The following is a 20,908-nucleotide window of genomic DNA, read 5'->3' on the forward strand; positions in this document are numbered from 1 at the left end:
TCATGTGCCGAGGCGCTTCTTTGGAATTCTCCAACTCATCCAGAGGACGCACAGACCAAGCAAGGTCAGCACGCCACCGAGGGAGTGCACTTCCGCCGTGTTAAGGTGGTTGCCAAACAACACACCGAGCAGCAAGGTGGACAGGATGGTGCCCATGTAGCGGGAGGTTTGAAACAATCCGGACGCGGCGCTGATGATTTGTTGCGGCGTCACCTGAAACAGCGCGGTTTGCAGGCCGACGTTGTTGAATCCATTGCTCAGTCCGAGGATGGACAGGTTCACGCACAACCACCACACGGGGGCGTGAGCTCGCAGGACAAGGAACAAGCTGGATCCCACCGTCATGCAGAGCCCGGCCAACAGCAGCGGCGGTCGAGAGCCGGAGGCCGCCACCCAACGCCCGGCGATGGGAGCGATGATGACGCCAAAGCCAGCGACGCAGAGCATGATTAGTCCGGTGTCCTGCGGGGTGAAGTGCCTGACCTCCTGCAGATACGTAGGCATGCCAAAAAAGATGGAGTAGAAGATTGTGTTGACGGTGACGAACTGAATCAATACCCATGCGAAAGCGGGATTTTGCCGAAACATCCGAAGGTTGATGAACGGCGTATGTGCGGTAAGCTCCCGCCAAACAAAGGCGGCGATGGCCAGCACGGCCGCTCCGGCAGCCCACCACAGCGGATGGTCGGTGACGGACAACAGAAAGACGAGCGACAGCACAATGCTGAGCGTGAACAGAGTGATGCCCTCCAGATCCAACTGCTGCAACGCTTCGCGCAAGGGTGTGCGCTCCCCGGTGCCGCGGCGCCCATCGTTGGGCAACATGCAGACACCGAGCGTGAAACTGCCGAGGATGAACGGGAAATTGATCCAGAATATCGTCGGCCAGTCTCCCCAATGCATCAGCAGCCCGCCAATGGATGGCCCGAATGCCGCCGCACCGGAGGAAAACACAGCCAAAAATGCCAGGGACTGAGCCTGTCCGTCCGTGATGTATTTGCGCACAATGCCCATACCGGCTGGGTAGATGGCGCCGCTGCCGAACGATTGAATCAGGCGCAGCACAATCAGCCACGTGAACGACGGTGCAAACGGTGCGGAGGCGGATGAGACGGCCACCAACAGCAAACCTGCGAGAAACACGCGTTTGCGGCCGAACGTGTCCGCCAGTTTGCCCATCACGGGTTGGGCGATGGCACTGGCCAAATAGTAGGTGGAGATGAGCCACGACGCGCTGGTGAAATTCAACTGAAAGGCGTGTTCAAGGCGGTTCAGGGCCACTGAAATCATGGATGAATTGAGGGGATTGAGCAGGACGCCGAGCGCGATGGCGATGAGGAGCCAGCGGCGGTGACGGATGGGATGCTGTTGGGTGATCGTTCCGAAATCTGTGTCATCTGGCACGAAACCAGACCTCCTTCCCCCCATGGTCTGTGTTAAGATGCACATTAGATTATATCTTTGTCGATGAATGCAAGTCGAATCGAACAGGCGGGGTGCAATCGTGGAAGGACTGCAAAGATACCTGCGTGAAATGGATTACGCCATCGTGGCCCTCGTCGGCATCCTGCTGGCGTACAGCTGCGTGGCGATTGCAGGCGTGCATAATCCGCTGATGCCGAGCCACGCGTGGCTCAAACAGTTGGTGGTCGGCATCCTCGGTCTCGTGGTGATGTTCCTGACCGCGTTCTACGACTACCGCTTGCTGCGCCGCATCCATTGGTGGGTGTACGGCGTGACGACGGTATTGTTGATTGTGGTCTTCGCATTTCCTGCCGTGAACTACGCCCACTCTTGGATCAATCTGAAGGTGACAACGTTTCAGCCGTCCGAATTTGCCAAGCTGGCCCTCATCATCAGCACGGCGGCGCTGATGGCCAATGTGGATGAGAGTGAACTGCCGGACTATCGGCTGCGCACCTCGTGGCCGTTTTGGGCAGTGCTCATTCCCCCTTTCGTTCTCACCTTGAAGGAGCCGGCGTTGGGACAGGCGCTTGTGATGGTTTCCATTTCTCTCATCATGTTCACCACGTTCACGAAACGCACTTGGTTCGTGGTGTCTTGTGTGGTCGTGCTGATGTTCGGCATTGTGCTTGTGACGGTTCCCATGTTTTATGCGCAGGAGGCCGCCACGTTTGTCCATAAGGTGCTGATCCCGCACCATCTGTTGAAAGGTTACCAGGGAGAGCGGATCTTGGCCTGGCTCGACCCTTCATACAATCTGTCGAGCAGCGGGTTCAATGTTCATCAGGCGCAGATGGCCATCGGTTCCGGACAGATGTTCGGCGAGGGCGCGCTCAATGGGCTGCTGTCGCTGCATTCGGGTGTTCCGAATGAATGGACGGACTATATTTTCAGTTCCGTGGGCGAACAGTTCGGGTTTGTCGGATCGGCCGGGTTGATTCTCTGTTTTCTGGCGCTGATCTACCGGCTGACGCGCATTGCCCGCAGTGCCACCGATACATTTGGACTGTACATGGTGGTGGGGATATTGGGAATGTTTTCGTTTCAGGTGTTTGAGAACGTCGGCATGGACATGTACCTGAGCCCGTCGACGGGCATTACGTTGCCGTTCATCAGCTACGGCGGAAGTTCGCTGCTGGCGAATTTCATCGCGGTGGGCATCGCGCTCAGCGTGTCCCTTCGGTACAAGCCGCTGCGATTCAACTGAGATCCTTTGGTCCTACCACCTGAAGCGCCGCCCGGGCGGTCAGGAGCGTCTAGCTTTGATGAAGCCGCTGTGACCGTTCCCGCGGCGTCGGTTGTTGGACATGCTCGCTCCGCATATCGTTTCCCTGAACGGGTGCGATGGCGGTTTTTTTCATGGGTTTTCACTGCGTCCACCCGCAGACGCAGGGGAGTGAGCCGAGGATGGTGCAGGCAAGCCGCTTCTTGCGCTTGACCACGCCGGATATGCGGGGGCCGGACGTGATGGCGGTGCAGCGTCGCCTCATCGCGCTCGGAGTGCTGTCCGGTGGATTTGACGGGGAGTACAATTCACAGACCCGCGCGGCGGTCATCGCGTTTCAACGGGCTTCCGGCATCCGGGCGGATGGCATCGTAGGTCCCGAGACGTGGATGGCGCTCGGATTGGACCAGGTTGCGTGGGGGGGAGGGCAGTACCGTCTGGCGGTCGACACCACGAGCAACCTGCTGTCCGTGTATCAGAACGGCCGTCTGACTGACACCTATCCGGTTACCGTCGGGAAGCCGTCCACGCCCACTCCGGTCGGCGACTGGGTGATCATCGAAAAAACAGAAAATCCAGGAGGACCTTTCGGAGCGCGGTGGATGCGGCTGTCCGTGCCCAATGGCGGGTACGCCATCCACGGAACGGATAATCCGGCCACCATTGGGCAGTCTGTGTCCCACGGCTGCATTCGAATGCGAAACGAGGACGTTGTGCGCGTGTACAGAATGGTCCCGCTAGGAACGATGGTGACGGTGACCGGACAGGTGTTCACTACACGGCTGCTGCATCGCTACGTGACGCCGGGCCCAGATGTGCAGAGCCTGCAGCAGATGATGAAGACACTCGGTTTCTATCGTGGTGCTGTGACCGGCAGCTATGACGCGGCCACCGAAGCGGCGGTGCGCGCCTTTCAGTCCGCGTACGGTTTGGCGGCGGACGGCATGGTCGGGCCGGATACGGCGGTGGCCGTACAGGCCCAGTACGACATCCGGATTGGGGATACCAACCCGTGACCGTCCAACCTCGGCGCAGCGCGCGGCTTCAGGTGACCTTCAGCACAATTTTGCCCACATTCGCGTTGGATTCCATGTAGGCGTGCGCAGCGGCCGCTTCATGCCAGTCGAAGACGCGGTCTATCACCGGTTGCAACCGTCCGTCGGCAAAACGCGGCAGTGCAAACGCCGCGAATTCCTGGGTCAGGCGAATTTTGTCGGCTACACTGCGCGATCGCAGCGCCGTGCCGATGACTTGCAGGCGCCGACTCAACAGGGTGCCGAGGTTCACCGAAGCGTTCACACCACCGAGGGTGCCGATGATCATCAGTCGGCCGTCCATCGCGAGCGATCTGATATTTTGTTCAAAGTACGGTGCACCGACGAAGTCCAGAATGATGTCGACGCCGTGCCCCTCGGTGATTTCCTTCAGCCACGGGGCAAATGGCCCATCGTGATAGTTCCATCCAGCCTGTGCGCCAAGGGCCAAGCAGCGCTTGATTTTGTCTGCACTGCCCGCAGTCGCGAAGGAGACGGCGCCCGCCTCTCGAATCAGTTGAATCGCAGCGGTACCAACGCCGCTGGCGCCTGCGTGGACGAGGACGCGCTGCCCCGCGCGGAGTCCGCCCAACCAGAATAGATTCAGATAAGCGGTCAGGAACACTTCCGGGATGGCCGCCGCCTCTTCGAAGCGAAACGAATCCGGAATGCGCATCGCCATCTCCGCTGGAATCGCCGCGTATTCCGCATAACCGCCCCCGGGCAGCAGCGCAAATACCCGGTCTCCGACCTGCCAACCGGCGCACGCACTGCCCACTGCCACCACTTCCCCGGCCATTTCCAATCCGAGAATCTCGGATGCGCCCGGCGGAGGCGGATACAATCCACGCCGCTGCAACAGGTCCGCCCGGTTGAGCGCCGTAGCACGAACTCGCACCAGCAATTCGTTCGGTCCATGTTGCGGCGCCTCCGCTTCGCCGAGCGTGAGCACTTCCGGGCCGCCGGTTCCATTCATGACAACCGCACGCATGATCATGCCTCCTTTTTCTTCATTGTAACGTGTCTGGAATTGCACACCAAACCTGCCCACGGTCGGACGGAGTGTTCTCATTCTCCTCCCTGCGCGGTATACTGGAATTGATTCGGAATTCGAAATATACCCGTGAAAGGGGGCGACGCGAGTGACAAAGCGGGTGCGGCGTGAGGAGGTCCCCGAGGCACTGACGTGGAATCTCGCTGACCTGTTCCCTTCGGAGGCGGAATGGTTGGCAGAATTAACCACCATCGAGGCGGATGTCCGACAGGTGACGCAATACCAGGGGCGTCTTGGGGAGTCCGCGGAGGTCTTGGAGCGGTGTCTCACCGCCCGGGAAGCGCTTCAGGGGCGATTGAGCCGTGCCCAGACTTGGGCTTCGCTGCGCCAGTCCGCGGATAGCACCAACCCTGTGAACCAGGCCAATGCCGCAAAGGTCGACACTTTGGCCGCGCGGATTTCCGCCGAACTGGCCTTCGTCCCATCGGAAATTTTGAGTCTTCCCACCGGAACCATTCGCCAATTTCTCAATGACGAACGGTTGCGGGACTTCCGAGTTTTCCTGGAAGACCTTCTCGCGAAAAAACCGCACACCCTCTCTCCGGAAACCGAGCGCGTATTGGCCGCCCTCAGCAGCGTTCATGCCGCCCCCTATCTCATTTATCAACGCAGCAAGCTGTCCGATATGGCGTTTGCCTCCGTTGTGGATGCCAAGGGAGAAGAGCATCCGGTTTCCTTCGCCCTCTACGAAGACCATTACGAGTTGTCTTCGGACACGGACCTGCGGCGTCGAGCGTTCGCGTCGTTCACGGCGACGCTTCGCCGGTACCAGCATACCTTTGCAGCCACGCTCGCCACAGAAGTCAACAAGCAGGTGACTTTGGCCAAGCAGCGCCGCTATGGATCTGTGACGGAGATGCTGTTGCAGCCGCAGAAAGTGACCCTGGAGATGTACCACAGCATTTTGGATGTCATCCAGCAGGAACTGGCGCCGCATATGCAGCGGTACGCGGCCCTTCGCAAACGCGTTCTTGGGCTGGACACGCTGCACTTCTGCGACCTCAAGTCCCCGCTTCAACCGGATTTTCACCCGAAGACCACGGTGCAGCAGGCGTCCGAAATGATTCTCGACGCATTCACGGTGCTGGGGGATGAATATCGAGAGATCTTGCGCACCGCGCTCACCCAGCGCTGGGTTGACTACGCGGACAACATCGGCAAATCGACCGGTGCCTTCTGCTCCAGTCCATACGGCGCCCATCCATACATTTTGATCACCTGGACGGATACGGTTCGGGGTGCGTTCGTGTTGGCACATGAATTGGGACACGCGGGACATTTCGCGTTGGCCCAACGCCATCAGCGACTCATCAACGCTCGTCCCTCCACCTATTTTGTGGAAGCCCCGTCCACGCTCAATGAATTGCTGTTGTTCCAGTATGTCTATCGGCAGGCGAACGATGTGAAGATGCGGCAGTGGGCTATTCAGCAGGTGCTGGGTACGTATTACCACAATTTTGTGACGCATTTGCTGGAAGGGGAGTTGCGGCACCATGACCCCACTGGAATTGACGAATCACGCGGGGGTCGACATGACGAAGCGGGACGCCATCCGCCAGGCGGTGGCGCACGTTGGCAGATTGGTGGACGAGTTGGAGACCAGTTTCGCCTGAGACTCACATCCGCTGGGCGGCGCGATCTCTACGCCGCTCAAATCCCTCAACCAAAAATCTCAAGAGACTGATTTTTGGGAGAATAACTTGTGGCACCGAACGAACGCGGCGTATAATGTCTTGAAAGCGCAATCATTCGCAGCGTGTGCAATGGGGCAAACATCGTCCAGGTGCGCCGACGGATTAAGATAGGCCAACGATGTGAGGGAGTGAAGGGGAAGATGATGGATTATCCACTGTTGTTAAAATCCATACTGTACCGCGCAGTCACTGTATTTCCGGACAAGGAGATTGTTTCCAGAGATTACTCCGGGGTGTTCCGGTACACCTACCGAGACCTGCAGCAACGCGTGTGCCGACTGGCCAACGCCCTTGCCGCGCTGGGGGTGAAGCCGGGAGAACGCGTGGCGTCCTTCGCGTGGAACCATCACCGTCATCTGGAGCTGTATTTTGCGGTTCCCTGTTCCCAGCGGATTCTACACACGGTGAACATTCGCCTGTTTCGGGAACAGCTGATTTACACCATCAATCACGCCGAAGACTTGGTGGTTTTCGTGGACGAAGACCTGGCTCCGGTGATGGCGGATATTGCCAGCGAACTGAAAACGGTTCGCCATTATGTCGTCATGACGGACAAACCGGAACTTCCGGACCTCGGTCTGCCCAACGCCCTCCATTATGAAACACTGCTGGCCGGTGCGAGCCCAGAGTTCTCCTTTCCAGAATTCGACGAAAAAACGCCCGCCATCATCAGCTATACATCCGCGACCACTGGAGATCCCAAAGGAGTCGTCTACACGCATCGAGGGCTGTTTCTGCACTGTCTCGCATGTCTCGCCGGGGAACTCGGCGTGGACGAGGACGATGTCACCATGCCCATCGTTCCGATGTTTCACGTCAACGCCTGGGGACGTCCGTACGTGGACACCTGGGCCGGCTGTAAACAGGTGTATCCAGGCGCACGGCCGACGCCGGAGGTGTTGTGCGACCTCATCACGAACGAGCGGGTGACGTTCAGCGCGGGTGTACCGACGGTGTGGATGGGCGTGCTCCAGCATGTGCTGTCTCATCCTGGACAGTACGACTTCAGCCATGTCCGCTATTTGATGTCCGGCGGATCGGCATTGCCCGCCTCGCTCACGCAGGCGTATCAAGAAAAGTTGGGCGTGCGGTTGTACCAGGGGTACGGCCAGACGGAAACGTCGCCGGTCACGTTCATCAACGTGCCCAAGTCCAAGTACAAAGATTTGCAGGGGCCGGAGTTGTACCGGTTGCGCGCGAAGACCGGACTGTTGCTGCCGTGCCTGGAGATGCGCGTGGTCAATGCCGACGGCAAAGAGGTGGCGCACGACGGCAAAGAAATGGGCGAGTTGCTGCTGCGCGGGCCGTGGATCATCGATGAATACTACAAGCTGCCCGAGAAAAGCCAGGAGGCCTTTGTCGACGGGTGGTTCCGGACCGGGGATATTGCCACGGTCGATCCGGACGGCTACCTGCAGGTTGTGGACAGGACGCGCGACCTCATCAAGAGCGGAGGTGAATGGATCTCCTCGGTCGACCTCGAGAACGCCATCATGGGCCACCCCGCAGTGGCGGAGGCGGCGGTGATTGCGATTCAACATCCGAAGTGGCAGGAACGGCCGTTGGCCTGTGTGGCCTTGAAGCCGGAGTTTCGCGGCAGGGTGACGAAGGAAGAACTGCTGGCGTACCTCTCCGACAGAGTGGCCAAGTGGTGGCTTCCGGACGACGTCATTTTCATTGACGAGGTACCCAAGACGAGCGTCGGCAAGTTCTCGAAGAAGACCCTTCGCGAACAGTATGAACAAGGGCAACTCACATCCTGACCATCGCGACATGGCCCTGTTGCTTCACTCGTTGGACAAAGGTGGGGCTCTGACCCGCCTCGATGGTGTATGATAGAATCGACCAATCGGTCGGTAGAGATGTGTGAAAAGGAGGAGTGGCTGTGCCGCTTCAGGACTTCGAACCGTTTGTTGGCCGCTCGTCCTCGCCGGTGCGCAATGAGGTGGAGCGCGGTGCGATTCGGAAGTTTGCCGACGCCATCGGGGATCCGAATCCCGTGTACCGGGATGTCGAGGCGGCGGGTGGACGCCTGATTGCGCCACCGACGTTCAGCCGGACGTTTGACTATGGGCGCATCCCCGACCTTCCCCTGCCATCGGCGGGACTCATTCACGGCGAGCAGATGTTCGAGTACTTTCGACCCATTTACTCAGGGGACGTGCTCTACTGCACCTCCACCCTGCGCGAGGTGCGGGAACGCAATGGGCGGCTGGGAACCATGATTTTTCTAGTATTTGACAACACGGCGGTGGATGAAACGGGAGAATTGGTGGTTCGTGAAACACTGACCGTCATCTGTCGGGAAGGGGGGCTTTCCGCGTGACGCGCAAACGGTTCGCCGTAGGCGACAAATTGGGTCCGCTGGTGAAGCCGCCCGTCACCAAGACGCAATTGGTGAAGTATTCGGGGGCATCCGGGGATTTCAACCCCATTCACACCGTGGACGAGTTCGCGAGAGAAGCCGGCCTTGGCGGCGTGATTGCTCACGGCATGCTGACCATGGCGTTCGTCGGCCAACTGCTGACGGACACGGTCGGAGCGATGGGCGCGCTGAAAACGTTCGGTGTCCGCTTCCGCGAAATGGTCCGTCCAGGGGACGTGTTGGTGTGCGAGGGGACGGTCACCGAGGTGGAGGAGCGCGACGGCCTCCAATATGTGACCTGCGAAGTCACCGCCACGGTCCAACAGGATGGGCGCTTGGCGGTGGCGGGAACAGCCGTGTTCACCGTCTGAAGCGAGTATATCAGTCGGATCCGTACTTCTCAATACGAAACTGCACAACGGGAGAAGGAGAGATGCATATGGCAAACTTGGCGGGCCGGACAGCCATGGTGACCGGCGCGGCGCGGGGCATTGGCGCGGCGACCGCGAAGCGGTTGGCGAGAGACGGTGCAAAGGTGGCCGTGGTGGACCTGAACGAGGCAGCCTGTGAGGCCGTGGTGGCGGAAATCCGCACTGCGGGTGGCGAGGCGCTGGCGGTCACGTGCAATGTGGCGGATGCGGGGCAGGTGGAAGCTGCGGTGGAGAACATCGTTTCCACGTTCGGAAGTCTGGATATTCTTGTGAATAACGCGGGCGTGATCCGGGATAACCTGTTGTTCAAGATGACGGACGACGACTGGGACACCGTCATGAATGTGCACCTGCGCGGACACTTTTTGTGCAGCCGCGCCGCACAGCGTCACATGGTGGCCAACCGGTTCGGCAAAATTGTCAACGTCAGCAGCACATCGGCCCTGGGCAATCGGGGACAGGCCAATTACGCCGCGGCCAAGGCGGGGATTCAAGGGTTCACGAAAACGCTCGCCATTGAGCTCGGCCAGTTCAATATCAATGTCAACGCGGTGGCCCCCGGCTTTATCGACACCGATATGACGAAACAGACGGCCGAGCGGATGGGCATCAGCCCGGATGAATTCAAGGCGTACATGGCGAAAGAGATCCCGCTGCGGCGCATCGGCCAACCGGAGGACGTCGCCAACGTGATTGCGTTTTTGTGCAGTGAGGATGCCAGTTTTGTGTCCGGACAGGTGATTTATGTCGCGGGTGGACCGCGCGGCTGAGGGCAGACGTCCGGATGGTGAGTGGGTTCGCGAAGCCCGGCTCCCCAACGCACGCGGTTGGGCGGCCGGGCTTTTCCGGTTCATCGGCCAGCGGCACGGATGACGACTAGCTGATGCAGGGCGCGTGTGCATGCGGTGTACAGCAATCGGCGTTCTTCCGGCGCATATGCGTCAGCGTCGCTGACAATCACGGCGTCGAACTCCAATCCCTTGGCGAGATAGGAAGGCACCACCACCACGCCCGATTGGAACGTGTCCGCGTTCGCCGTTATCAGATGGACAGACCATCGGCTGGAGAGCGCGCGGTGCATGGATTCCGTGTCGCTGGCGGTCCGACAGATGACAGCGATGGATGCACTCGATGGCTGGAGCGCCTCCACTGCGTCCGCCACAGCCCTGATGCGCTCCGTCACGGGCACCGAGAGGACCTGTGGCGCGTCGCCGCCGCGACGAATGGAATCAGCGACGTCGGGTTCACCGAGCACGTCCGCCGCAAAACGGAGAATTTCGGCTGTGGAACGGTAGCTCTTGTGCAACCGACAAACGGCCGTTTCCCCTGGGCCGAACAGTTCATCGAGGTGGTGGAACTCGTTCGCCGGCATCAGGGGGTGCACCGATTGATGAAGGTCACCCAGCACGGTGAATCCGGCGCGCGGAAACAGGCGGCGGAGCGCGTCGTACTGCAGCCGCGTGTAGTCCTGGGCTTCGTCCACCAGCACGTGCCGAATGTCCTCGCGGTGCACCGGAGGGAGCATCGCGGTGTACAGGTAGAGGATGGGCATTGCGTCCTCGTACGGAATGGGGCCGCCATCCGCGAGGGCGGCCACGGTGTGTCGGCGGATTTCCGCCATTTCGGCCGGCAAACCCAAACCCTGGCTCACCGCGGCGAACGTTTCATCCCGCTCAAACAACTGCCGGTACAACCGCAGTGGAAGCTCCCGCACTTGGCGCTCGAAGTCGGCGCGGAGTTTGTCCGCTTCGCGCTTCGCCTGGCGGCGGCTCATGTCCTGAATCTCATCGTCGGTACCGATGTAGTCGGTTCGCGCCATCCACTTCTCGGTCAGGCGCTGTTGCAGCGCGTCAGACCACTTGCGAAGCGCACCGTCCAGTCTGTCCGCCAGATGCTGAAAACGCGCGGGCATGCGATAACGGGCCAGGGGCCCGTAGAACCATTCCGCCAGCGTTTCTGCGCGCAGCACCACCTTGCCCCGCAGGCGCAGTGGGGCAAAGGAAATGCCCCGCCGCGACAGGTGTTCCACATAGCGTTGCATGAGTTCGTAGAAAACACGGCTGAACTTGAGTCGAATGCTCTCGGCTTTGATGGCCGAGACGCCATCCAGTACGGCATCCAGATGCGCATAGAACGATTCCATCGGGATGTCGAGCGCGTAGGCGCGACGCACATAATCCATGAAAGTGGCCGTTTGGACGTTATCCTCTCCCAACTCCGGCAGGACGTTCGAGATGTAATCCTGAAAAATCGCGTTCGGGGTGAAAAACAGAACCTGCTGAGAGGCGAGAGATTGCCGACGTACGTACAACAGGTAGGCAATCCGTTGCAGGGCGACAGACGTTTTGCCGCTTCCTGCGGGTCCCTGCACCACGAACACGCGGTGATCGATATTGCGAATGGCCTGATTCTGCTCCCGTTGGATGCTGGTCACGATGGAGGTCATTCGTTCATCCGCGTGCTTGGCCAGGAGGGATTGAAGCATATCGTCGCCAATGTGCACATCGGTGTCGAACATTCCCTCCAGAGTACGGCCCTGGATGCGGTATTGGCGCTTCAGGATCATTTGCCCCGTCTCTTCACCGAGCGGTGTGTTGACCGAGAACGGCCCCGGGGTTGCATCGTAATACACGCTGGCAATGGGAGCTCGCCAATCGTGCACCAATATTTTCATATTGTTCGGCCGCCGGATGGTGGCGATGCCCAGATAGAATGTTTCCGGCGACGGCGTATCTTGAAACCGCAGGTCCATGCGGGCGAAGTACGGCCGGCGTTGAATCTGGTTGTAATGCTCCACGAGTCGGTCGAACGTCTCGTAGTCCCGCGACTGGTCCGCCAGGTCGGCCACGTGCTGCGCCTGCAGAATACGGATTTCCTCGCTGGCAGCGTCGTGGCCCACGTTTTCCCACATGTACCGACGATGCTCCAACAAGTCTTGGAAACGCTTTGACGACGCCTGTGTCGCCCTGGCTTTCGCGGCATCGAGGGTGTCCTGCACCTGTTCCAGGTAAGCTTGTTCAAAGTTCCATTCCTTCGCGTCCATGGGCACACCTCCGTGCAGACTCGCATCACCTGTGATGCACCGAACCTTATCTTAACCGAGTCGTTGCATTCCATAAATCCGTCGTTTCTTCATTCACCTGATTCCGCGGTCATTCAGCTCCGCACCGCGCCACACACCGCGCAAAATCAGCGGAGGCCACGTGGACCTGCGTGTTGCACCGCCCACAGTCTTTTGATAAGATGGTCACACAATCGGATATTCGCGCTGAATCCCGAATGGGAGCGGGGGACCCACGACTTCTGGGGTGAATCCGGCCACGGCTGGTAGGGCAGTCTCTCCTGTCCGAATCCGACAGCTAACTTCGTAAGCGTACCATGAGAGCACACTCGTGTGTGATGTCTGCATAGACCGTGAGCCCCTTCAGTGCAACTGTGGGGGCTTTTGTTCGTCTTCATCCATTCGCTGTATGGCATTGTGAACGATGGGATTGACGAATGGAACGAGTCAGCCTATCGTTGATGGCAAATAAACGAACGTAATGGATGAGGTTTGTTATCAAACAAACGATTTTTTAGTCCTATCGCATTCGTTTTGTAAAACATATTTACACAGAGACGCGGGTGTGAATTCGGGCAGGCGCAGTCGCTGGCTTAGGCATGTCTTTCATCGTTTTTTCACAATTCCTCTCAATTCTTCTTCACATCGATAGGTAACCGCTTACACGTCAGAATGCTCCGGATTTCATGCAATTCCGTTGTATTGACCTCCATCGTCCGCATCGGTACAATCACAACAACAGCTTTTGCAGTCCCCGCCATGGCGCGGAAAACGCCGCTTCGGCATCCCCAGGGATGGCATTCACCGTCTCGTTGGCAGTGAGGGACTGCAAACGGTGCAGCAGGCTCAGGAGGGTATCTAGGGTTCCGCTGTGATTTCAACACAGGACAAATTGGACCGAGCGATGCCAGCACCCAATCGGTGTACACCGTGAGGATAAAAGCCTCCGCGGAAGGTTCTGAACCGGAAAGCCCAGATGGCCGTATGGACGGAACTGAATGCAGAGGTCTCTTTATTTCAATTTTAGTAGTTATAATATTCCGACATCTGAGGAGGACCTGACATGGGACAATGGATTTTCATGAACGACCAATTCGTTCCTCGCGAGGAAGCCAAAGTTTCCGTGTTTGACCACGGATTCTTGTATGGCGACGGGATTTTTGAAGGAATTCGCTCCTATGACTGCAATGTGTTTCGATTGGGTGCTCACGTGGAACGGCTGTACGAGTCCGCCAAAACGGTGATGTTGAATATGCCCTATTCGCCGAGTGAAATGGAAGACGTGATTGTTCGAACCTTGCAGAAGAACGAATTAGCAAGCGCCTACATTCGTGTGGTCGTTTCACGCGGCATCGGCAATCTCGGGCTCGATCCGTTCAGTTGCCAACAGCCTCAGGTGATTGTGATTGCGGAGCAGCTCGCGATGTTCCCGAAGGAGATGTATGAGTCGGGCACCGCGCTGGTGACGGTGCCGACGCGGCGGAACCGTCCGGATGCGCTGAATCCGAAGATCAAATCTCTGAACTATCTCAATAACATTCTCATCCGCATCGAGGCTCATCAAGCGGGAGCGTCGGAAGCGCTGACGCTGAACACCGAGGGATATGTGACAGAGGGGTCCGGTGACAACGTGTTCTTGGTCAAGCGCGGCGTTTTGTACACGCCTCCTTGCTACCTGGGCGCACTGGACGGCATCACGCGGCGCGCGGTCATGGAAGTGGCGGAAAAATCGGGGTACGTGGTGAAAGAAGAGCCTTTCACGCTGCACGATGTGTACAACGCGGACGAGGTCTTCCTGACCGGTACAGCGGTGGAGATCATGCCGGTGATTCGTGTGGACAGCCGGCAGATTGGAACGGGGAAACCGGGGCCGCATACGTTCCGGTTGCTGGAAGAGTTCCGCAAGTTGACGAGGACGGACGGTGTGAAATACACGCTGAATAACGTGCATGCAGAATTGGCGTAAAGGAGTTTTACAGATGCGCAGCGACATGATCAAAAAGGGTGTCGATAGGGCGCCTCACCGAAGTCTGCTGTATGCCACAGGGCTGGTCAAACCGACGGATTTGCCGAAACCGTTCATCGGGGTCTGTAACTCGTATGTGGATATTGTGCCGGGCCACGTTCATCTCCGCGAACTGGGCGACGTTGTGAAGCAGGCCATTCGCGAAGCCGGTGGCATTCCGTTCGAATTCAACACCATCGGGGTGGACGACGGCATCGCGATGGGGCACATCGGCATGCGATACTCGCTGCCGAGCCGCGAGCTGATTGCCGATGCCGCCGAGACGATGATCCAAGCGCACTGGTTTGACGGCATCTTCTTCATGCCGAACTGCGACAAAATCACGCCCGGTATGCTGATGGCGGCCGTTCGTGCTAATGTGCCTGCGGTATTTGTCTCCGGGGGGCCGATGGCGGCGGGCAGGGCCAAGAACGGTAAACAGCTGTCCCTCACTTCCGTGTTCGAAGGTGTGGGCGGCTACAAATCCGGCCGCATCACGGCGGAGGAGTTGCAGGACATCGAATCCAACGCGTGTCCGACGTGCGGCAGCTGTAGCGGAATGTTCACCGCCAATTCGATGAACTGCATCATGGAGATGCTGGGAATTGCGCCTCCGGGAAACGGTACTGTACTCGCAGTATCCGAACAGCGAAAAGACCTCATTTTTGAAGCCGCACGCCACCTGATGCGCCTCATTGAGCAGGACGTGCGTCCACGCGACATCATCACCGCCGAAGCCATCGATGACGCGTTTGCTCTCGACATGGCGATGGGCGGCAGCACCAACACGGTCCTGCACCTCCTGGCGATTGCGCACGAGGCGGGCATTGACTACAGCCTCGAGCGCATCAACGAGATCGCCAAGCGCGTCCCGTACTTGGCCAAAATCAGCCCGGCCTCGGACTACTCGATTCACGATGTCCACCTGGCCGGTGGCATCCAGGCCATCATCCACGAACTGTCCCAGATTGACGGGGCCATCCACCCAGATCGAATCACCATCACCGGACGAACCATCGGCGAAAACGCCGCGAATGCGGAAATCAAGAATCCGGAGGTCATTCGCCCCCGACACAATCCGTACAGCCCTGTCGGCGGACTATCCATTCTCTATGGCAACCTGGCTCCGGACGGCGCGGTCATTAAAGTGGGCGCAGTCGATCCGAGCATCAAACGGTTCGAAGGCACCGCCATTGTGTTCGATTCCCAGGACGCCGCGCAGCAGGGCATTGACAACGGCAGCGTCCGACCGGGACATGTGGTGGTCATCCGCTACGAAGGGCCGAAGGGCGGCCCGGGAATGCCGGAAATGTTGGCGCCGACGTCGTCCATTGTCGGACGGGGACTCGATACGGACGTGGCCCTCATCACGGACGGCCGATTCTCCGGTGCCACGCGGGGCATCTGCGTTGGCCACATCTCGCCGGAAGCAGCGGAAGGCGGGCCCATCGGTCTGATAGAGGCCGGAGACCGGATTGTGATTGATTTGGAAGCGAGGACGATTGAACTCTGCGTCAGCGACGAGGAACTGGCGGCGCGTAGAGCGCGGTTCACTCCGCCGGAACCCAAGGTCAATTTCGGCTATTTGAAGCGCTATGCCCAGTTGGTCACTTCGGCCAATACGGGCGGCGTGTTGAAAGCATAAATGCACAGGGCAAGACGCCCAACGAGGAGGGATGGCGATGCAGACCAATTCCGTCGAAGCGCAGACGGCAGAACGACAGGTGGCGCACCGCGAGATGACCGGTGCCGCCATGTTGGTGCAGGCGCTCAAAGAAGAGGGGGTGGAGGTCCTGTTCGGATATCCGGGCGGGGCTGTGCTGCCCATCTACGACGCGCTCTACGGGTGCGGAATTCGCCACATTCTGACTCGTCATGAGCAGGGTGGCATTCATGCGGCGGAAGGCTATGCGCGCGTGACCGGCAAGGCTGGGGTGGTGATTGCCACGTCCGGACCGGGGGCCACCAACCTGATCACGGGTATCACAGATGCCATGATGGATTCCCTGCCGCTGGTGGTCATCACCGGCCAGGTCAGCACGTCCGTGATTGGCTCGGACGCGTTCCAGGAAGCGGCCATCCTGAGCATCACGATGCCTGTCACCAAGCACAATTATCAGGTGCGGCGCGTGGAAGACCTACCTCGCATCATCAAGGAGGCATTCCACCTCGCCCAAAGTGGGCGCCCGGGACCGGTGTTGATTGACATTCCCAAAGATGTTTCCAACGCGGTGGGGCTGTTCTCCTACGAAGAGCCCGTGCATCTCCCCGGCTATCAGCCGACGTTTATCCCCAATCGTCTGCAGATTCGAAAGGTTGCAGAAGCAATTCGGCACGCGGAGAAACCCGTGCTGTTGGCGGGGGCCGGCGTGATTCACGCAGGCGGACACGAGGTGTTGCGGACGTTCGCGGAGCAGGCGCGCATCCCGGTGGTGAACACCCTGCTCGGGCTGGGCAGCTTCCCGGCAGACCATGAACTGTTCCTCGGCATGGGCGGCATGCACGGCACATACGCAGCCAACATGGCCATGTATGAAGCGGATTTGCTCATCAATGTCGGCGCGCGGTTTGATGACCGACTGACGGGCAACTTGGCGCACTTTGCTCCCTCCGCCAAGGTGGTTCACATCGATATCGATCCGGCCGAGATTGGCAAGAACGTCTTCACCGATATTCCGGTGGTGGGCGATGCTCGGGCGGCGTTGGAGATGTTGTTGGAGGAACTGGCGGCTCCGAGCTCATCGGAAGCTTGGATTGGATATTTGCAAGGGTTGAGACGGGACTTCCCGCTCTGGTACGAGCGGGCCGGGCAGGTGCTGAAACCACAGTTCGTGGTGGAATCCATTCACCGGTTGACGAAGGGAGACGCGATTGTGGTCACCGACGTGGGCCAGCACCAGATGTGGGCGGCGCAGTACTACGGAATGAACCGGCCCAACCGTTGGGTGACCTCGGGAGGGCTTGGCACCATGGGGTTTGGTTTGCCCGCGGCCATCGGCGCGCAAATCGCCAGCCCGGATTCGACGGTGTGCGCCATTCTCGGCGACGGCGGCTTCCAAATGACGTTGCAAGAGCTGTCCGTGTTGGTCGATTATCAACTGCCTGTGAAGGTGGTGATTCTGAACAATCAGGCGCTCGGCATGGTCCGTCAGTGGCAGGAGTTGTTCCACGGTGCGCGCTATTCGGAGTCGCTGCTGTCCAGCTCACCGGACTTCGTCAAACTGGCGGATGCGTACGGCATTCCGGGCCGTGTGGTGACGTCGCCGGGCGACGTGGAACGCGTGCTGGCCGAGGCGTTCGCCCATCCGGGGCCCGTGTTGGTGGAGTGCAGGGTGGCGCCGGATGAAAACGTGTATCCGATGATTGCGCCCGGCAAGGGATTGCACCAGATGGAGGGGGTGAAACCGTGATCCGTATCATCACCGTGATTGTCAACAACAGAACCGGGGTCCTGAATCGCGTGACCGGATTGTTTCTGCGCCGAGGCTTCAACATTCAGAGCATCACGGTGGGAACCACGGAAACCGAGGAACTGTCGAGAATGACCATTCTCCTCGACGTGGACAGCGAGCGCGATGCTGAACAGGTGATCAAACAGCTGCACAAACAGATTGACGTCATTAAAGTGTCCGACATTACGGACCAATCCATCATCGCCCGGGAGCTGGTGTTGCTCCGCGTGAACAGCCCGCTGTCGACGCGGGCGGAGATATTCACGCTGATAGAACCGTTCCGCGCGACCGTGGTGGATGTGACACGGGAGAGCATCACCATTCAGGCGACCGGTCACCCGGACAAGATTGAGGCGTTGGTGAGCCTGCTGCGCCCGTACGGCATCAAGGACCTGGCAAGGACCGGCGTCACGGCGTTTCCGCGCGAGACCGATAAAGCGGCGGACGGGAATGCCATCCGGCGGATGCAGTTGCTGCCGTTGTGAGAAAACCTGATGGCCCAGCGCTCTCGCTGGAAAGAAGCAGCTTGCAGGAAAGAGAAAGATGAAGAAGGAGAAGATGAGCATGGCAAAGATGTACTACGACAGTGACGTGACGTTGGCGGGATTGGCCGATAAAACGGTGGCGATTGTGGGATATGGCAGTCAGGGGCACGCGCACGCGCAGAACCTGCGCGACAGCGGTATTCGCGTGGTCATTGGGCAGCGTCCGGGCAAGTCGTTCGACCAGGCACAGGAAGACGGATTCACCGTGCTGCCGGTGGCTGAAGCGGCGGAGCAGGCAGATGTGGTGATGCTGCTGTTGCCGGACGAGAAGCAGAAACAGGTGTATGAGCAGGAGATTCGGCCGTACTTGAAGGCGGGCAAGGCGCTCGCGTTTGCGCACGGATTCAATATTCACTTCGGGCAAATCGTGCCGCCGGCGGATGTCGATGTGTTCCTCGTCGCCCCGAAGGGCCCGGGACATCTGGTGCGGCGGGTGTATGCCCAGGGGGGTGGCGTGCCCGCATTGATTGCGGTGCATCAGGACGCTTCCGGGAATGCTCGGGAAACCGCATTCGCGTACGCCAAAGGCATCGGCGCGACGCGGGCGGGCGTCCTTGAGACCTCGTTCAAAGAGGAGACGGAGACGGACCTGTTCGGTGAGCAGGCGGTGCTCTGCGGCGGACTGTCGGCATTGGTCAAAGCGGGCTTCGAAACGCTCACGGAAGCCGGATATCAGCCGGAATTGGCCTACTTCGAATGTCTTCACGAGATGAAGTTGATTGTCGACCTGATGTATGAAGGTGGTTTGTCCGGCATGCGCTATTCCATTTCGGACACGGCGCAGTGGGGGGACTTCACCGCCGGACCGCGCATTGTCAACGACAGCGTCCGCCAGGAGATGAAGGCGCTGCTGAAGGAAATTCAAGATGGTACGTTTGCCAAGCGCTGGATTCAAGAGAACGAAGATGGGCGACCGGTCTTCAACGCCATCAACACCCGCGAACAAACGCACCCGGTTGAGGTGGTCGGGCGCCAACTGCGCGAAATGATGCCGTTCATCAAAAACAAACAGCGGGAGGTCGTACCGAGTGCGAATCATTGACGTCTTCGACACCACGCTGCGGGATGGAGAGCAGTCTGCCGGGGTGAACTTGCACGCCCATGAGAAGTTGGAGATTGCGTATCAATTGGAACGCTACGGTGTCACCGTCATGGAGGCCGGTTTCCCGGCTTCGTCGCGCGGAGATTTCCTTGCCGTGCAGGATATCGCAAATCGGATCAAACAGTGCTCGGTGGCTGGATTGGCCAGGTCCACACAGGCGGATATCGACACGGCGTGGGAGGCGCTGAAAGGCGCGGTGGAACCGAGGTTGCACATCTTTCTCGCAACCTCTCCCATTCACATGGAATACAAATTGCGCATGCGGCCCGACGAGGTGATGGAGACGGCGGTTGCGTCCGTCCGTCACGCGGCCAAACTGTTCCCCGTGGTGGAGTGGTCTGCGGAAGACGCCACGCGAAGCGATTGGGATTTTCTCGCGCGCATCGTAGAAAAGGTGATAGACGCAGGGGCGAAAGTCATCAACCTGCCGGACACAGTCGGTTATACATCACCCGCCGAGTACTCGGCCCTGTTCCGCTACATTCGGGAGCACGTCCCGAACATTCACCGGGTGAAATTGTCGGCTCATTGCCATGACGACCTTGGGTTGGCGGTCGCGAATTCGTTGGCGGCCATCGAAGCCGGAGTGGATCAGGTGGAGGGAACCATCAACGGCATCGGTGAGCGCGCCGGAAACGCATCCCTCGAGGAAATCGCCATCGCGTTGGCGATTCGCAAGGATGTGTACCAGGCCAGCACCAACCTCCAACTGCAGCAAACGGTGTTGACCAGTCGCCTGGTGAGCAAATTGACCGGCATGCCCGTGCCGCCGAACAAGGCCGTGGTCGGTGCCAATGCGTTCGCGCACGAGTCGGGGATCCACCAGGATGGTGTGTTGAAGCATGCGTTGACGTACGAAATCATTTCGCCGGAGATGGTCGGCCTGTCCTCCAACCAGTTGGTGCTCGGGAAACACTCCGGACGCCATGCGTTCCGCGAGCGGTGCGCAGAACTCGGGTTGCGGATGGATGACAAGTCGTTCAATGACCTGTTCCGTGCCTTCAAGGAACTGACCGAGAAGAAAAAAGAAGTGACCGACGAGGACATTCTGGCGCTCGCGACCGATGTGGCCGGTGAACGGACCGGATACGAACTGCAGATGTTGCACATCTCATACGGATCGAACGGTGTCGCCACTTCCACGGTCGGCATTCGCAAGCCGGACGGCACGGTGGTTCGCGAAGCGGCGACCGGACAGGGCAGCGTGGAGGCCATCTACCGAACCATGGAACGGCTGCTCAACGAGCCGGTGGTGCTCAAGGACTACCGCATTCAATCCACGTCGAGCGGACCCGACTCATTGGCGGAAGTGTACGTGAAAGTAGAGTACCACGGTCACGTCGCCAACGGCCGCGGCGTCGACAGCGACGTTCTGCTGGCTTCGGCGAAGTCGTTCCTCGACGCCATTAACCGGGTTCTGTTGAAGGAACAGTTTGAACTGGTTGCCACCGGTGGTTGACGATACGAGGCATGGGA

15 protein-coding genes, 1 pseudogene and 1 riboswitch are annotated in these 20,908 nt (G+C 59.2%); of the genes and pseudogenes, 13 read left to right on the forward strand and 3 right to left on the reverse strand.

What is annotated here, in order from left to right; all coding sequences use genetic code 11:
* The gene (locus G463_RS0107925; RefSeq protein ID WP_245575726.1) at positions 1 to 1,404 is read right to left on the reverse strand and encodes an MFS transporter; all 1,404 of its coding nucleotides are present in this window, start codon (positions 1,402 to 1,404) and stop codon (positions 1 to 3) included.
* Positions 1,405 to 1,504: 100 nt separating this feature from the next.
* Here G463_RS0107925 and G463_RS0107930 point away from each other — a divergent pair, with 100 nt between their 5' ends.
* Complete coding sequence (locus G463_RS0107930; RefSeq protein ID WP_026974735.1) at positions 1,505 to 2,671, forward strand: FtsW/RodA/SpoVE family cell cycle protein; 1,167 nt, start codon at positions 1,505 to 1,507, stop codon at positions 2,669 to 2,671.
* 200 nt (positions 2,672 to 2,871) lie between these two features.
* Positions 2,872 to 3,705 carry a L,D-transpeptidase family protein gene (locus G463_RS0107935; protein ID WP_026974736.1) on the forward strand — a complete coding sequence of 278 codons (834 nt, stop codon included), beginning with the start codon at positions 2,872 to 2,874 and terminating at the stop codon, positions 3,703 to 3,705.
* 28 nt (positions 3,706 to 3,733) lie between these two features.
* On the opposite strand, the gene G463_RS0107940 is transcribed toward G463_RS0107935, so the two are convergent.
* Positions 3,734 to 4,714: an NAD(P)H-quinone oxidoreductase gene (locus G463_RS0107940; RefSeq protein WP_026974737.1), complete on the reverse strand. Its 981-nt coding sequence runs from the start codon at positions 4,712 to 4,714 to the stop codon at positions 3,734 to 3,736.
* A 151-nt stretch (positions 4,715 to 4,865) separates the two neighbouring features.
* Between G463_RS0107940 and G463_RS19425 the strand changes: the two are divergent.
* The 5 genes and pseudogenes from G463_RS19425 to G463_RS0107965 all read left to right on the forward strand — a co-directional run bounded on the left by G463_RS19425 (position 4,866) and on the right by G463_RS0107965 (position 10,037).
* Positions 4,866 to 6,390, forward strand: a pseudogene (locus tag G463_RS19425) (M3 family metallopeptidase).
* Between the two features lie 221 nt (positions 6,391 to 6,611).
* Positions 6,612 to 8,234, forward strand: coding sequence for a long-chain fatty acid--CoA ligase (locus tag G463_RS0107950; RefSeq protein ID WP_026974738.1), 1,623 nt, complete (start codon positions 6,612 to 6,614; stop codon positions 8,232 to 8,234).
* 122 nt (positions 8,235 to 8,356) lie between these two features.
* Complete coding sequence (locus G463_RS0107955) at positions 8,357 to 8,797, forward strand: MaoC family dehydratase N-terminal domain-containing protein (protein WP_026974739.1); 441 nt, start codon at positions 8,357 to 8,359, stop codon at positions 8,795 to 8,797.
* Positions 8,794 to 9,207 (forward strand): MaoC/PaaZ C-terminal domain-containing protein, encoded by a 414-nt coding sequence (locus tag G463_RS19430; RefSeq protein WP_035486273.1) that lies wholly within the window; start codon positions 8,794 to 8,796, stop codon positions 9,205 to 9,207. Before G463_RS0107955 ends, G463_RS19430 begins: the two co-directional genes overlap by 4 nt.
* 68 nt (positions 9,208 to 9,275) lie before the next feature.
* A complete protein-coding gene (locus G463_RS0107965; protein WP_026974740.1) occupies positions 9,276 to 10,037 on the forward strand; it encodes an SDR family NAD(P)-dependent oxidoreductase in 762 nt (253 codons plus the stop codon).
* Positions 10,038 to 10,117: 80 nt separating this feature from the next.
* Here G463_RS0107965 and G463_RS0107970 read toward each other — a convergent pair whose 3' ends face one another.
* The gene (locus G463_RS0107970; protein WP_026974741.1) at positions 10,118 to 12,310 is read right to left on the reverse strand and encodes a HelD family protein; all 2,193 of its coding nucleotides are present in this window, start codon (positions 12,308 to 12,310) and stop codon (positions 10,118 to 10,120) included.
* A 213-nt stretch (positions 12,311 to 12,523) separates the two neighbouring features.
* Positions 12,524 to 12,657: riboswitch (cyclic di-AMP (ydaO/yuaA leader) on the forward strand.
* A gap of 734 nt (positions 12,658 to 13,391) precedes the next feature.
* On the opposite strand from G463_RS0107970, the gene ilvE reads away from it, so the two are divergent.
* The 6 genes from ilvE to G463_RS0108000 are packed head-to-tail and all read left to right on the forward strand — an operon-like array spanning position 13,392 to position 20,891.
* Complete coding sequence (ilvE, locus tag G463_RS0107975) at positions 13,392 to 14,294, forward strand: branched-chain-amino-acid transaminase (RefSeq protein ID WP_026974742.1); 903 nt, start codon at positions 13,392 to 13,394, stop codon at positions 14,292 to 14,294.
* A gap of 13 nt (positions 14,295 to 14,307) precedes the next feature.
* Positions 14,308 to 15,978, forward strand: a complete 1,671-nt coding sequence (gene ilvD, locus G463_RS0107980; RefSeq protein WP_026974743.1) for a dihydroxy-acid dehydratase — start codon at positions 14,308 to 14,310, stop codon at positions 15,976 to 15,978.
* A gap of 37 nt (positions 15,979 to 16,015) precedes the next feature.
* Complete coding sequence (ilvB, locus tag G463_RS0107985) at positions 16,016 to 17,743, forward strand: acetolactate synthase large subunit (RefSeq protein WP_026974744.1); 1,728 nt, start codon at positions 16,016 to 16,018, stop codon at positions 17,741 to 17,743.
* Positions 17,740 to 18,270, forward strand: a complete 531-nt coding sequence (gene ilvN, locus G463_RS0107990) for an acetolactate synthase small subunit (protein ID WP_026974745.1) — start codon at positions 17,740 to 17,742, stop codon at positions 18,268 to 18,270. Before ilvB ends, ilvN begins: the two co-directional genes overlap by 4 nt.
* 58 nt (positions 18,271 to 18,328) lie before the next feature.
* The gene (gene ilvC, locus G463_RS0107995; protein ID WP_084171392.1) at positions 18,329 to 19,372 is read left to right on the forward strand and encodes a ketol-acid reductoisomerase; all 1,044 of its coding nucleotides are present in this window, start codon (positions 18,329 to 18,331) and stop codon (positions 19,370 to 19,372) included.
* Positions 19,359 to 20,891 carry a 2-isopropylmalate synthase gene (locus G463_RS0108000; RefSeq protein ID WP_026974747.1) on the forward strand — a complete coding sequence of 511 codons (1,533 nt, stop codon included), beginning with the start codon at positions 19,359 to 19,361 and terminating at the stop codon, positions 20,889 to 20,891. Before ilvC ends, G463_RS0108000 begins: the two co-directional genes overlap by 14 nt.
* Positions 20,892 to 20,908 lie beyond the last annotated feature (17 nt).

This window comes from Alicyclobacillus contaminans DSM 17975, assembly GCF_000429525.1.
In the GTDB taxonomy this organism is placed as follows: Bacteria; Bacillota; Bacilli; order Alicyclobacillales; family Alicyclobacillaceae; genus Alicyclobacillus_A; species Alicyclobacillus_A contaminans.

Coding starts and splice junctions, on each gene's coding strand:
- G463_RS0107965 (WP_026974740.1), top strand. CDS start 9,276: ATGGCAAACTTGGCGGGCCGGACAGCCATGGTGACCGGCGCGGCGCGG.
- ilvC (WP_084171392.1), top strand. CDS start 18,329: ATGAAGAAGGAGAAGATGAGCATGGCAAAGATGTACTACGACAGTGAC.
- ilvB (WP_026974744.1), top strand. CDS start 16,016: ATGCAGACCAATTCCGTCGAAGCGCAGACGGCAGAACGACAGGTGGCG.
- ilvE (WP_026974742.1), top strand. CDS start 13,392: ATGGGACAATGGATTTTCATGAACGACCAATTCGTTCCTCGCGAGGAA.
- G463_RS0107970 (WP_026974741.1), bottom strand. CDS start 12,310: ATGGACGCGAAGGAATGGAACTTTGAACAAGCTTACCTGGAACAGGTG.
- ilvD (WP_026974743.1), top strand. CDS start 14,308: ATGCGCAGCGACATGATCAAAAAGGGTGTCGATAGGGCGCCTCACCGA.
- G463_RS0107935 (WP_026974736.1), top strand. CDS start 2,872: ATGGTGCAGGCAAGCCGCTTCTTGCGCTTGACCACGCCGGATATGCGG.
- G463_RS0107950 (WP_026974738.1), top strand. CDS start 6,612: ATGATGGATTATCCACTGTTGTTAAAATCCATACTGTACCGCGCAGTC.
- G463_RS0107940 (WP_026974737.1), bottom strand. CDS start 4,714: ATGCGTGCGGTTGTCATGAATGGAACCGGCGGCCCGGAAGTGCTCACG.